The following is a 13,468-nucleotide window of genomic DNA, read 5'->3' on the forward strand; positions in this document are numbered from 1 at the left end:
TTACTGAGCGAGCGTTACAGTCGCTAGCTGGCTCCTCTTTGGATCTGCAAAAGGAGCGTGTGGTCAGCACCTGCGCTCCCTATTCTTATACAGGCTTCCCCCCGAAATGATGGACATCAACGAGATTCGCGAATACCTGCCTCACCGTTACCCGTTCCTGCTGGTGGACCGGGTGACGGACCTGGACTTCGAGGCCCAAAGCATTCGTGCCTACAAGAATGTCAGCATCAACGAGCCGTTCTTCAATGGCCACTTCCCGGCGCATCCGATCATGCCGGGCGTGCTGATCATCGAGGCGATGGCCCAGGCGGCCGGAATTCTCGGATTCAAGATGCTCGACGCCAAACCGGCTGACGGCACGCTTTACTACTTTGTCGGCTCCGACAAGCTGCGTTTCCGCCAGCCAGTGCTGCCGGGCGACCAGCTGGTCCTGGAAGCCAAGTTCCTCAGCCGCAAGAGCATGATCTGGAAATTCGAATGCCGTGCCCTGGTGGACGGCAAGCCAGTCTGCTCGGCCGAGATCACCTGCGCGGAACGCTCCCTATGAGTTCGATTGACCCACGGGCGATCATCGATCCCTCGGCCAGGCTGGCCGAGGGCGTCGAGGTTGGCCCCTGGTCGATCGTAGGCCCCGATGTCGAAATCGGGGAGGGCACCATCATTGGCCCGCACGTCGTGCTCAAAGGGCCGACCCGTATCGGCAAGCACAACCGCATCTACCAGTTCTCCTCGATCGGTGAAGACACCCCTGACCTGAAGTACAAGGGTGAGCCAACGCGCCTGGTCATCGGTGACCACAACGTGATCCGTGAGGGTGTCACCATCCATCGCGGCACCGTGCAGGACCGTTCGGAAACCACGCTGGGCGATCACAACCTGATCATGGCCTATGCCCACATCGGCCATGACAGCGTCATCGGCAACCACTGCATCCTGGTCAACAACACTGCGTTGGCCGGGCACGTTCATGTGGGCGACTGGGCGATCCTGTCGGGCTACACGCTGGTGCACCAGTACTGCCATATCGGCGCGCATGCCTTTTCCGGCATGGGTACCGCGATCGGCAAGGACGTGCCGGCCTACGTGACGGTGTTCGGCAGCCCGGCCGAGGCGCGCAGCATGAACTTCGAAGGCCTGCGCCGTCGCGGTTTCAGCGACGAGGTGCTGCATGCACTGCGTCGCGCCTACAAGATTGTCTATCGCCAGGGCCTGACCGTCGAAGAGGCGCTCAAGGAGCTGGACGAGCTGGTGAGCCAGTTCCCGGAAGTCGATCTGTTCCGTCAATCGATTGCCAACTCCGCCCGCGGCATCACGCGCTGACATGGCCCAGCTTTGCGTGGCGCTGGTCGCGGGCGAGGCCAGCGGCGACATCCTCGGTTCCGGCTTGATGCGTGCCATCAAGGCGCGCCACCCCGATGTACGGTTCATCGGCGTCGGCGGGCCCTTGATGGAAGCCGAAGGCATGACCTCCTACTTCCCGATGGAACGCCTGGCCGTCATGGGCCTGGTCGAGGTGCTCGGGCGTCTGCGCGAGTTGCTCAAGCGGCGCAAGCTGCTGATCGAGACACTGATCGGTGAAAAGCCCGACGTCTTCATCGGTATCGATGCACCTGATTTCACCCTGAATATCGAACTCAAGCTGCGCCAGGCCGGGATCAAGACGGTGCACTACGTCAGCCCGTCGGTCTGGGCCTGGCGGCAGAAGCGTGTGCTGAAGATCCGCGAGGGGTGCGACCTGATGCTCACCCTGCTGCCGTTCGAGGCGCGCTTCTATGAAGAGCAGGGTGTGCCGGTGCGCTTCGTCGGCCACCCGTTGGCGGACACCATTCCCCTCGAGGCTGACCGTGGCGCGGCGCGTGCCGAGCTGGGCCTGGGCGATGGCCCGGTGATTGCCCTGATGCCCGGCAGCCGTGGCGGCGAAGTGGGGCGTCTGGGCGCTCTGTTCCTCGATGCGGCCCAGCGCCTGCGCGAGCTGGTGCCTGGCGCATGTTTCGTGCTGCCATGCGCCAATGCCGCGCGTCGCGCCCAGGTCGAGCAGATGCTCGAAGGGCGCGAGTTGCCGCTGACCTTGCTCGACGGCCAGTCGCACAAGGCCCTGGCGGCGTGCGACGCGGTGCTGATTGCCTCGGGTACCGCCACCCTGGAAGCGATGCTGTACAAGCGGCCGATGGTGGTGGCCTATCGCCTGGCACCGTTGACGTACTGGATCCTCAAACGCATGGTCAAGAGCCCCTACGTGTCGCTGCCCAACTTGCTCGCCCAGCGCTTGTTGGTGCCCGAGCTACTGCAGGACGCCGCCACCAGCGAAGCCTTGGCGCAAACCCTGGCGCCGCTGGTCAAGGATGGTACGCAGCAGACCGACAGCTTCGACCAGATCCACCGCACCCTGCGCCGCGACGCCTCCAACCAGGCGGCCGACGCGGTGCTTGCCTTGTTGAAGGACCGCTGACATGCAGATGGGACTGGATTTCAACCTGGTCGAGGAGCTGGTGGCCGGCGTCGACGAAGTGGGCCGTGGTCCGCTGTGCGGCGCGGTGGTCACCGCAGCGGTGATTCTTGACCCGCGCCGGCCGATCCTCGGCCTGAACGACTCGAAAAAACTCACCGAGGCCAAGCGCGATGCGCTGTTCGACGAGATCTGCGAGAAGGCGCTGAGTTTCTGCATCGCCCGCGCCGAGGTCGAGGAAATCGACCGGCTGAACATCCTCCATGCGACCATGCTGGCCATGCAGCGTGCGGTCGAAGGGTTGCACGTCACGCCGAAGCTGGCACTGATCGATGGCAACCGCTGCCCGAAGCTTTCAGTACCGGCGGCTCCGGTGGTCAAGGGTGATTCGCAGGTGCCGGCGATCGCCGCCGCATCGATCCTGGCCAAGGTCACCCGTGACCGCGAGATGAGCGCGTTTGAGCTGATCTACCCGGGTTATGGGATCGGCGGGCACAAGGGGTATCCGACTCCAGTGCACCTTGAGGCCCTGGCCCGTCTTGGGCCGACGCCGATTCACCGGCGCTCGTTCGCGCCTGTTCGGGCCGCATGGGAAGCCCGTGAAGGCATTACCACTTCGCTGATCTGATCGGCGCCATTCATCGCGGGGCAAGCCCGTTCCCACGCCGAGCTGCGTGGGAGCGGGCTTGCCCCGCGATGCATTCTGCAATCAACCGCTGACCTGCAGGCGAGGCAAGCGAAGAGCAATACGCTACAATCGCGCCCTTGTCGTTCAGCACTGCTACAGGATCCTCCATGTCGGTCTCCTTCGTTCACCTTCGCGTGCACTCCGAATTCTCCCTGGTCGACGGCCTGGTGCGGATCAAGCCGCTGGCCAAGGCCCTGGCCGGGATGAACATGCCGGCGGTGGCGATCACCGACCAGAGCAATATGTGCTCGCTGGTGAAGTTCTACAAGACCGCCATGGGCGCCGGCATCAAGCCGATCTGCGGCGCCGACCTGTGGCTGGCCGGGGTCGATCCGGAGGTGCCGCTGTCGCGCATCTGTTTCCTGGCCATGAACCCCAAGGGTTACCGCAATCTCACCGAGCTGATCTCGCGGGGTTGGACCGATGGCCAGCGCAATGGCCTGGTGATCATCCAGCGCGACTGGATCGCCCCGGCCAGTGAAGGGCTGATTGCCCTCTCCGCCGGCAAGGAAGGCGACATCGGCATGGCGCTGATGGCCAATCGTCAGGACGAAGCCCAGGTCCTGCTCGCCGACTGGATGAGCATGTTCCCCGAGCGCTTCTACGTCGAGGTGCAGCGCACCAACCGCGTCGGCGACGAGGAGTACGTGCACGCTGCCGTGGCCTTGGCCGACAAGCTCGGTGCGCCGCTGGTGGCAACCAACGACGTGCGTTTCGTCAAGCAGTCGGACTTCGATGCCCACGAGACCCGCGTGTGCATCGGCGAGGGCTGGACCCTGGACGACCCGCGTCGCCCGCGTGGCTACAGCGACCAGCAGTACCTCAAGTCCGCCGAAGAGATGGCCGAGCTGTTCAGCGACCTGCCGGACGCCATTGCCAACACCGTGGAGATCGCCAAGCGCTGCAACATCACCGTGCAGCTGGGCAAGTACTTCCTCCCCGACTTCCCGACGCCCAACGGCATGGGCATCGACGACTACCTGCGGCATGTCTCCCACGAAGGCCTGGAGGAGCGCCTGGCGGTGCTGTGGCCGAAGGAGACCACGCCCAATTACGAAGAGAAGCGCCAGGTCTACCTGGACCGCCTGAAGTTCGAGCTGGACATCATCATCCAGATGGGCTTCCCCGGTTACTTCCTGATCGTTATGGACTTCATCAAGTGGGCCAAGAACAACGACGTGCCGGTCGGCCCGGGCCGGGGGTCGGGTGCCGGCTCGCTGGTGGCCTACGTGCTGAAGATCACCGACCTCGACCCGTTGGCCTACGACCTGCTGTTCGAGCGCTTCCTCAACCCTGAACGTATTTCCATGCCCGACTTCGACGTCGACTTCTGCATGGATGGCCGCGACCGGGTGATCGACTACGTGGCCGAGGCCTACGGGCGCAACGCGGTGAGCCAGATCATCACTTTCGGCACCATGGCCGCCAAGGCGGTGGTGCGTGATGTGGCGCGGGTGCAGGGCAAGTCCTATGGCCTGGCCGACCGCCTGTCGAAGATGATTCCGTTCGAAGTGGGCATGACCCTGGAGAAGGCCTACGAGCAGGAAGAGATCCTGCGCGACTTCCTCAAGGGCGACGAGGATGCCCGCGAAATCTGGGACATGGCCCTGAAGCTCGAAGGTGTCACCCGTGGTACCGGCAAGCACGCCGGTGGCGTGGTGATCGCGCCGACCAAACTCACCGACTTCTCGCCGATTGCCTGTGACGAAGAGGGTGGCGGCCTGGTGACCCAGTTCGACAAGGACGACGTCGAGGCCGCGGGCCTGGTGAAGTTCGACTTCCTTGGTCTGCGTACACTGACGATCATCAAATGGGCGATGGAGATCATCAACCGCGAGCAGGCCAAGAAGAACCTGCCCGACGTCAACATCGACTTCATCCCGCTGGACGACCGCAAGACCTACGAGCTGCTGCAAAAAGCCGAGACCACCGCGGTGTTCCAGCTCGAATCCCGTGGCATGAAGGAGCTGATCAAGAAGCTCAAGCCCGACTGCCTGGAAGACCTCATCGCACTGGTGGCGCTGTTCCGTCCGGGCCCGCTGCAATCGGGCATGGTGGACGACTTCATCAACCGCAAGCACGGCCGCGCCGAGCTGGCCTACCCGCACTCCGACTATCAGTACGAAGGCCTTAAACCGGTACTCGCGCCTACCTACGGCATCATCCTGTACCAGGAACAGGTGATGCAGATCGCCCAGGTGATGGCGGGCTACACCCTCGGCGGCGCCGACATGCTGCGCCGGGCCATGGGTAAGAAAAAGCCCGAGGAAATGGCCAAGCAGCGGGGCGGTTTCATCGAAGGCTGCGTGGCCAACAACATCGATGCGGACCTGGCCGGTAACATCTTCGACCTGGTAGAGAAATTCGCCGGCTACGGCTTCAACAAATCCCATTCCGCTGCCTACGGCCTGGTGTCGTACCAGACCGCCTGGCTCAAGACGCACTACCCGGCGCCGTTCATGGCCGCGGTGCTGTCGGCGGATATGCACAACACCGACAAGGTGGTGGTGCTGGTCGAGGAAGTACGCAGCATGAAGCTGCGCCTCGACGCGCCGGACGTGAACTTCTCCGACTTCAAGTTCACCGTCAACAACGATGGCCGTATCGTCTATGGCCTGGGTGCGATCAAGGGCGTGGGCGAAGGCCCGGTGGAGGCGATCGTCGAGGCGCGTGCCCAGGGAGGTCCGTTCAAGGACCTGTTCGATTTCTGCGAGCGCATCGATCTCAAGCGCGTCAACAAACGTACCCTGGATGCGTTGATCCGCAGTGGCGCGCTGGATCGTCTCGGGCCGCACTTCCATGACGAGATCAAGGCCTACCAGGCCAACATCGACATCAACCGCGCGATCCTGCTCTCGGCACTGGGTGAAGCCGTCAAGGCTGCCGAGCAGGCGGCCCATACCGCCGACAGTGGCCATGTCGACCTGTTCGGTGGCATGTTCGACGCTGCGGATGTCGACGTCTATGCCAATCACCGCAAGGTGCGCGAACTGACGCTCAAGGAGCGCCTGAAAGGCGAAAAGGACACCCTCGGCCTGTACCTCACCGGGCATCCGATCGATGAGTACGAGACCGAGATCCGCCGTTTCGCCCGCCAGCGCATTGTCGACCTGAAGCCCGCGCGGGATACCCAGACCATCGCCGGGATGATCATTGCCCTGCGCGTGATGAAGAACAAGAAGGGTGACAAGATGGGCTTCGTCACCCTCGACGACCGTTCCGGGCGCATCGAGGCCTCGTTGTTCGCCGATGCCTTCATGGGCGCCCAGGCCCTGCTGCAGACCGACGCCATGGTGGTGGTCGAAGGGGAGGTCAGCAACGACGACTTCTCCGGTGGCCTGCGCCTGCGGGTCAAGACGGTGATGACCATGGAGGATGCCCGTACCAAGCTGGCCGAAAGCCTGCGCCTGAAGGTCGCCCACGACGCGCTCAAGGGTGACCGCCTGAACTGGCTGGGCGAGCTGATCACCCGCCACCGTGGTGGCTGCCCGATCACCCTGGAGTACACCGGCAGCGACGCCAAGGCCATGCTGCAATTCGGCGACCAGTGGTCCATCGACCCGGCCGACGGCCTGATTCAGGCACTGCGTGACCAGTTCGGACGTGAGAACGTCTTCCTGCAATACCGTTGAAACGACGAATTTTAATCTCGACCTATATGCGCCTGATCCCTTAAGGTAGGGCGCCAAACGGATCAACCGGCCGGCCGCCTGGCCGTAGACCCAAGACGGAAGCCTATGAACCCGAATTTCCTCGATTTCGAACAGCCGATTGCCGACCTGCAAGCCAAGATCGAAGAGCTGCGCCTGGTGGGTAACGACAACTCGCTGAACATCAGCGATGAAATTGCCCGTCTGCAGGACAAGAGCAGCACCCTGACCGAGAGCATCTTCGGCAACCTGACCAGCTGGCAGATCGCCCGCCTGGCCCGTCACCCGCGCCGCCCGTACACCCTCGACTACATCGATCACCTCTTCACCGAGTTCGAAGAGCTGCACGGCGACCGTCACTTCTCCGACGACGCCGCCATCGTTGGTGGCACCGCGCGCCTGGACGACAAGCCGGTGATGGTCATCGGCCACCAGAAGGGCCGTGAAGTGCGCGAGAAAGTGCGCCGCAACTTCGGCATGCCGCGCCCTGAAGGCTACCGCAAGGCCTGCCGCCTGATGGAAATGGCCGAGCGCTTCAAGATGCCGATCCTGACCTTCATCGACACCCCGGGCGCCTATCCGGGCATCGACGCCGAAGAGCGCAACCAGAGCGAGGCCATTGCCTGGAACCTGCGCGTGATGGCGCGCCTGAAGACGCCGATCATCGCCACCGTGATCGGTGAGGGTGGTTCCGGCGGCGCACTGGCCATCGGCGTGTGCGACCAGCTGAACATGCTGCAGTATTCCACCTACTCGGTGATCTCGCCGGAAGGCTGCGCCTCGATCCTGTGGAAGACCGCCGACAAGGCCGCCGACGCCGCCGAGGCCATGGGCATCACCGCCGAGCGCCTGAAGAGCCTGAACATCGTCGACAAGGTCATCCAGGAACCGCTGGGCGGCGCCCACCGTGATCCGGCCAAGATGTCGGCGAGCATCCGCGCCGACCTGATCGAACAGCTGGACATGCTCGGCAAGCTCGACAACGACGCGCTGCTCAAGCGCCGTTACGATCGCCTGATGAGCTACGGTCTCTGATGGATTCCAGGGGCCGCTTTGCGGCCCTTTCGCCGGCAAGCCGGCTCCCACAGGGGAATGCATACTTCTGTGGGAGCCGGCTTGCCGGCGAAAGGGGCGTGAAACGCCCCCCGCGATCTCCATCACGGTGAGGCTCAGATGATCAACCTCACCCACCAGTTTGCCCGTTGGCTCGATGCCCCCGCCTGGCACGTCGCCTTCTCCGGCGGTCTCGACTCCACCGTCCTCCTGCACCTGCTGGCCGATTACGCCCGTAATCACCCCGCGCCCCCCCTGCGTGCCGTCCATGTGCATCATGGTCTGCAAGCTGCCGCCGATGCATGGCCCGCCCACTGCAAGACCGTCTGTGATGCCCTGGGCATCGAACTCGACGTTGTTCACGTTCAGGTAGCCCCGGGTGCCAGTCTTGAGCAGGCTGCCCGCGATGCCCGTTACACCGCGTTCGAAAAGCAGCTTGCCCCAGGCGAAGTGCTGTTCACCGGCCAGCACCGTGACGATCAGGCCGAAACCTTGCTGTTCCGTCTGCTGCGCGGCGCCGGCTTGCGTGGTCTGTCGGCCATGCCCGAGGCGCGCTCGTTGGGGCAGGGCAGGCTCGCGCGCCCGCTGCTGAAGGTTTCGCGCGAGCGCTTGCACGCTTATGCCCAGAGCAGGGGGTTGGTGTGGGTTGATGATCCCTCCAACACCGACACCACCTTCGCCCGCAACTTCCTGCGTTCAGAGGTCTTTCCGTTGTTGCGCGGTCGTTGGCCCCAGGCTGAGGGCAACCTGGCGCGCAGCGCCGAGCATCTGGGCGAGGCCCTGGGCCTGCTTGACGAACTGGCCGCCACCGACCTGGCCCCGGCCTGCGACAATGCGCCGCTGCCCTGGCTCGGCCTTGCCTCCCTCGACCTCGCCGTACTCCAGGCGCTGTCACCGGCGCGCCAGCGCAATGCCCTGCAACACTGGCTCGGCCGCCGCACGCGCCTGCCGGACAGTCGCCACTGGGCCGGTTGGGATGACCTGCGTGACGCGGCAGGCGATGCCTGCCCGATCTGGCGCCTGACCGACGGTCAGTTGCAGCGTAGCCACGGGCGCATCTGGTGGCTGGACGGGCAATGGCTCCAGGCTCCGGCGGGGGAATGGGCGTGGCCGAACCCGTCCAGGCCTTTGGCGCTGCCGGGCAACGGCCAGGTGTGGCTGGAGGGCTGCGTGGACGACGCAGGCCTGCGCATCGCCTATCGTCAAGGCGGCGAAGTGCTGGAAGTCAGCGGCCGTGGCCGGCGCGACCTCAAGCGTCTGCTCAACGAACTGCAGGTCCCGCACTTCGTGCGTCCGCGCCTGCCGCTGCTGTACCGCGGCGAGCAATTGCTGGCGGTGGCCAACCTGCCCGGACTCGCTCAGGCCGGAGGCCAACTGCACTGGCAACCGCCGACGAACGTGCAAGGTTTGAGCTGAAGGGTACATTCCGGTAGACTACCCTCCCTTCTTGATACAACTTCTGTGGGTTCCGCGAAAACACAGAGGTTGCCGATTACCAAGCAGTTTTTTGCTGGGCTGATTTCTTAAAATGACGAGCGAGCTCCATGCCGGGGACACCCCTGGTCTGTACAGACGCGGCAGTTTTTCGAGATGCACTGTGATTGACGCAGGTGATCGGGGGCTTCGGCCTTCCTTCGCTTTCTCCGGCGGCGCTGGCCGCCTTAACGCAGACTTCTAGGGTTTTTCATGACGCGCTACATATTCGTCACGGGCGGTGTTGTTTCTTCATTGGGGAAAGGCATTGCCTCGGCTTCCCTGGCGGCCATCCTGGAAGCGCGGGGGCTTAAAGTCACCATGCTCAAGCTGGACCCGTACATCAACGTCGACCCGGGCACCATGAGCCCGTTCCAGCACGGTGAAGTGTTCGTCACTCACGACGGCGCCGAGACCGACCTCGACCTGGGCCACTACGAGCGGTTCATCCGCACCACGATGACCCAGAACAACAACTTCACCACCGGCCGTATCTACGAGCACGTGCTGCGCAAGGAGCGCCGTGGTGATTATCTGGGCGCGACCATCCAGGTCATCCCGCACATCACCGACGAAATCAAGCGCCGCATCATCAAGGGCGCCGGCGATGCCGACGTCGCGCTGGTCGAGATCGGCGGCACCGTGGGCGACATCGAGTCGCAGCCGTTCCTCGAGGCCATCCGCCAGCTGCGCGTCGAAGTGGGCTCCAAGCGCGCCATGCTGATGCACCTGACCCTGGTGCCGTACATCGCCACCGCCGGCGAGACCAAGACCAAGCCGACCCAGCACTCGGTCAAGGAACTGCGCTCCATCGGTCTGCAGCCTGACGTGCTGATCTGCCGCTCCGACCACCCGGTGGACGCTTCGTCGCGCCGCAAGATCGCGCTGTTCACCAACGTCGAAGAGCGTGCGGTGATTTCGCTGGAAGACGTCGACACCATCTACAAGATCCCAGGCGTGCTGCATGCCCAGGGCCTGGACGACTTCGTCGTCGAGCGCTTCGGCCTGCAGTGCAACAGCGCCGACCTGTCCGAGTGGGACAAGGTCGTCGACGCCAAGCTCAACCCTGAGCAGGAAGTGACCATCGCCATGGTCGGCAAGTACATGGAGCTGCTGGATGCGTACAAGTCGCTGATCGAAGCGATGAGCCACGCCGGCATCACCAACCGCACCAAGGTCAACCTGCGCTACATCGACTCCGAAGACATCGAGAACCAGGGCACCAGCCTGCTCGAAGGCGCCGATGCCATCCTGGTCCCGGGCGGTTTCGGCCTGCGCGGCGTCGAAGGCAAGATCACCGCGGTGCAGTACGCCCGTGAGAACAAGGTCCCGTACCTGGGCATCTGCCTCGGCATGCAGGTGGCCGTGATCGAATTCGCCCGTAACGTGATGGGCTGGAAAGACGCCAACTCCACCGAGTTCGACCGCAACAGCGGCCACCCGGTAGTTGGCCTGATCACCGAGTGGGCCGATGCCACCGGCGCGGTCGAAACCCGTACCGAAGCCTCCGACCTGGGCGGCACCATGCGCCTGGGCGCTCAGGACTGCCAGCTGGCAGCCGGCTCCAAGGTGCACGACTGCTACGGCAAGGACATCATCACCGAGCGTCACCGCCACCGCTACGAAGTCAACAATAACCTGCTGCCGCAGCTGGTCGAAGCTGGCCTGCAGGTGTCCGGTCGCTCCGAAGACGGCGCGCTGGTTGAAGTGGTCGAGTCCAAGGACCACCCATGGTTCGTCGCCTGCCAGTTCCACCCGGAGTTCACCTCGACGCCACGTGACGGTCACCCGCTGTTCAGCGGTTTCGTCAAGGCTGCCCTGGCACAGAAGAACAAGGCCTGATCCATGACTCAGAAGATCATTCGCGTCGGTAACATCGAGATCGCCAACGACAAGCCGTTCGTCCTGTTCGGCGGCATGAACGTCCTGGAGTCCCGTGACCTGGCCCTGAAGGTCTGCGAGGAGTACGTGCGGGTTACCGAGAAGCTCGGTATCCCGTATGTGTTCAAGGCCAGCTTCGACAAGGCCAACCGTTCGTCGGTCAGCTCGTACCGCGGCCCGGGCATGGAAGAGGGCCTGAAGATCTTCGAGGAGATCAAGCAGACCTTCAACGTGCCGGTGATCACCGACGTGCACGAACCCTACCAGTGCGAACCGGTGGCCAAGGTGTGCGACATCATCCAGCTGCCGGCCTTCCTGTCGCGCCAGACCGACCTGGTCGTGGCGATGGCCAAGACGGGCGCTGTGATCAACATCAAGAAGGCGCAGTTCCTGGCGCCCCACGAGATGAAGCACATCCTCGCCAAGTGCGTCGAGGCCGGCAACGACCAGCTGATCCTCTGCGAGCGTGGTTCGAGCTTCGGCTACAACAACCTCGTCGTGGACATGCTCGGCTTCGGCATCATGAAGGAGTTCGAGTACCCGGTGTTCTTCGACGTGACCCATTCGTTGCAGACCCCGGGCGGTCGCGCCGACTCCGCCGGTGGCCGCCGCGCCCAGGTCACCGACCTGGCCAAGGCCGGCATGAGCCAGGGCCTGGCCGGCCTGTTCCTCGAGGCACATCCGGACCCGGACAACGCCAAGTGCGATGGCCCGTGCGCCCTGCGCCTGGACAAGCTGGAACCGTTCCTCAGCCAGCTCAAGCAGCTGGACGACCTGGTGAAAAGTTTTCCGACGGTAGAAACCGCGTAAAGCTCATTTCTCGGGTAAAGTACCGCCCGTTCCACCCCCTGACCTATCGGTCAGGGGCTCCCTTCGCCAGGCCTGCCCGTGCCATGTCGCCTGGTGAACGGCAAGAATTCCCAAAAGTTGCGTTGTTTTCGTCAATTCTGGAGTGCTTACAACAATGGCAAAGATCGTCGACATCAAAGGTCGTGAAGTTCTCGATTCGCGTGGCAACCCCACCGTGGAAGCCGATGTACTGCTCGACAACGGCATCATCGGCAGCGCCTGCGCGCCGTCGGGTGCTTCCACTGGCTCGCGCGAAGCGCTGGAGCTGCGTGATGGCGACAAGAGCCGTTACCTGGGCAAGGGCGTGCTGAAGGCCGTCGCCAACATCAACGGCCCGATCCGCGACCTGCTGCTGGGCAAGGACCCATCGGACCAGAAAGCCCTGGACCGCGCGATGATCGAGCTGGACGGCACCGAGAACAAGGCCAAGCTGGGCGCCAACGCCATCCTCGCCGTGTCCCTGGCCGCCGCCAAGGCCGCCGCCCAGGACCAGGACCTGCCGCTGTACGCGCACATCGCCAACCTCAACGGCACCCCGGGCCAGTACTCCATGCCGGTGCCGATGATGAACATCATCAACGGCGGCGAGCACGCCGACAACAACGTCGACATCCAGGAGTTCATGGTCCAGCCGGTTGGCGCCAAGACCTTCTCCGACGGCCTGCGCATGGGCACCGAGATCTTCCACCACCTCAAGGCCGTACTGAAGGCCCGTGGCCTGAACACCGCCGTCGGTGACGAAGGTGGCTTCGCGCCGAACCTGGCTTCCAACGAAGACGCCCTGGCCGCCATCGCCGAAGCTGTCGAGAAAGCCGGCTACAAGCTGGGCACCGACGTGACCCTGGCCCTGGACTGCGCCGCTTCGGAGTTCTATGAAGACGGCAAGTACAACCTGTCCGGCGAAGGCAAATCGTTCGACGCCGAAGGTTTCGCCGAGTACCTGAAGGGCCTGACCGAGCGTTTCCCGATCATCTCGATCGAAGACGGCCTGGACGAGTCTGACTGGGCTGGCTGGAAGATCCTCACCGACAAGATCGGCGAGAAAGTCCAGCTGGTTGGCGACGACCTGTTCGTGACCAACACCAAGATCCTCAAGGAAGGCATCGAGAAGGGCATCGGCAACTCGATCCTGATCAAGTTCAACCAGATCGGCTCGCTGACCGAAACCCTCGAAGCCATCCAGATGGCCAAGGCCGCTGGCTACACCGCGGTGATTTCGCACCGTTCCGGTGAAACCGAGGACTCGACCATCGCCGACCTGGCCGTGGGTACTGCCGCTGGCCAGATCAAGACCGGCTCGCTGTGCCGCTCCGACCGCGTCAGCAAGTACAACCAACTGCTGCGCATCGAAGAGCAACTGGGCGCCAAAGCCGTGTATCGCGGTCGTGCCGAGTTTCGCGGCTGAGCAAGAGATGGTAAAAAGGCAGC

The 13,468-nt window shown here is 63.6% G+C and carries 10 protein-coding genes; all 10 read left to right on the forward strand.

The window, feature by feature from the left end:
- The first annotated feature begins 106 nt into the window (after positions 1-106).
- The 10 genes from fabZ (at position 107) to eno (ending at position 13,445) form a co-directional block, all read left to right on the forward strand.
- Positions 107-547 (forward strand): 3-hydroxyacyl-ACP dehydratase FabZ, encoded by a 441-nt coding sequence (gene fabZ / locus AAHK21_RS19450; protein WP_003252314.1) that lies wholly within the window; start codon positions 107-109, stop codon positions 545-547.
- A complete protein-coding gene (lpxA, locus tag AAHK21_RS19455) occupies positions 544-1,320 on the forward strand; it encodes an acyl-ACP--UDP-N-acetylglucosamine O-acyltransferase (protein WP_046854400.1) in 777 nt (258 codons plus the stop codon). The genes fabZ and lpxA overlap by 4 nt, the downstream gene beginning before the upstream one ends.
- 1 nt (position 1,321) lies before the next feature.
- Positions 1,322-2,449: a lipid-A-disaccharide synthase gene (lpxB, locus tag AAHK21_RS19460; RefSeq protein ID WP_367858083.1), complete on the forward strand. Its 1,128-nt coding sequence runs from the start codon at positions 1,322-1,324 to the stop codon at positions 2,447-2,449.
- Between the two features lies 1 nt (position 2,450).
- A complete protein-coding gene (gene rnhB, locus AAHK21_RS19465) occupies positions 2,451-3,074 on the forward strand; it encodes a ribonuclease HII (RefSeq protein WP_110701889.1) in 624 nt (207 codons plus the stop codon).
- Positions 3,075-3,241: 167 nt separating this feature from the next.
- On the forward strand, positions 3,242-6,766 hold the full coding sequence (gene dnaE / locus AAHK21_RS19470) for a DNA polymerase III subunit alpha (RefSeq protein WP_367858084.1): 3,525 nt from the start codon (positions 3,242-3,244) through the stop codon (positions 6,764-6,766).
- Positions 6,767-6,871: 105 nt separating this feature from the next.
- Positions 6,872-7,819 (forward strand): acetyl-CoA carboxylase carboxyltransferase subunit alpha, encoded by a 948-nt coding sequence (locus tag AAHK21_RS19475; protein WP_023628729.1) that lies wholly within the window; start codon positions 6,872-6,874, stop codon positions 7,817-7,819.
- A gap of 138 nt (positions 7,820-7,957) precedes the next feature.
- Positions 7,958-9,253 (forward strand): tRNA lysidine(34) synthetase TilS, encoded by a 1,296-nt coding sequence (tilS, locus tag AAHK21_RS19480; protein WP_367858085.1) that lies wholly within the window; start codon positions 7,958-7,960, stop codon positions 9,251-9,253.
- A gap of 270 nt (positions 9,254-9,523) precedes the next feature.
- Complete coding sequence (locus tag AAHK21_RS19485) at positions 9,524-11,152, forward strand: CTP synthase (protein ID WP_046854404.1); 1,629 nt, start codon at positions 9,524-9,526, stop codon at positions 11,150-11,152.
- 3 nt (positions 11,153-11,155) lie between these two features.
- Positions 11,156-12,001, forward strand: a complete 846-nt coding sequence (gene kdsA / locus AAHK21_RS19490) for a 3-deoxy-8-phosphooctulonate synthase (RefSeq protein ID WP_046854405.1) — start codon at positions 11,156-11,158, stop codon at positions 11,999-12,001.
- 154 nt (positions 12,002-12,155) lie between these two features.
- Positions 12,156-13,445, forward strand: a complete 1,290-nt coding sequence (gene eno / locus AAHK21_RS19495; RefSeq protein ID WP_008099635.1) for a phosphopyruvate hydratase — start codon at positions 12,156-12,158, stop codon at positions 13,443-13,445.
- The last annotated feature ends 23 nt before the right edge of the window (positions 13,446-13,468 follow it).

Origin of the sequence: Pseudomonas sp. TE50-2 (assembly GCF_040813665.1) — a bacterium.
In the GTDB taxonomy this organism is placed as follows: domain Bacteria; phylum Pseudomonadota; class Gammaproteobacteria; order Pseudomonadales; family Pseudomonadaceae; genus Aquipseudomonas; species Aquipseudomonas soli.

Bases quoted from the DNA above. Each gene is read 5' to 3' on its own strand.
- fabZ (WP_003252314.1), top strand. From the start codon at position 107: ATGATGGACATCAACGAGATTCGCGAATACCTGCCTCACCGTTACCCG.
- lpxA (WP_046854400.1), top strand. From the start codon at position 544: ATGAGTTCGATTGACCCACGGGCGATCATCGATCCCTCGGCCAGGCTG.
- lpxB (WP_367858083.1), top strand. From the start codon at position 1,322: ATGGCCCAGCTTTGCGTGGCGCTGGTCGCGGGCGAGGCCAGCGGCGAC.
- rnhB (WP_110701889.1), top strand. From the start codon at position 2,451: ATGCAGATGGGACTGGATTTCAACCTGGTCGAGGAGCTGGTGGCCGGC.
- dnaE (WP_367858084.1), top strand. From the start codon at position 3,242: ATGTCGGTCTCCTTCGTTCACCTTCGCGTGCACTCCGAATTCTCCCTG.
- AAHK21_RS19475 (WP_023628729.1), top strand. From the start codon at position 6,872: ATGAACCCGAATTTCCTCGATTTCGAACAGCCGATTGCCGACCTGCAA.
- tilS (WP_367858085.1), top strand. From the start codon at position 7,958: ATGATCAACCTCACCCACCAGTTTGCCCGTTGGCTCGATGCCCCCGCC.
- AAHK21_RS19485 (WP_046854404.1), top strand. From the start codon at position 9,524: ATGACGCGCTACATATTCGTCACGGGCGGTGTTGTTTCTTCATTGGGG.
- kdsA (WP_046854405.1), top strand. From the start codon at position 11,156: ATGACTCAGAAGATCATTCGCGTCGGTAACATCGAGATCGCCAACGAC.
- eno (WP_008099635.1), top strand. From the start codon at position 12,156: ATGGCAAAGATCGTCGACATCAAAGGTCGTGAAGTTCTCGATTCGCGT.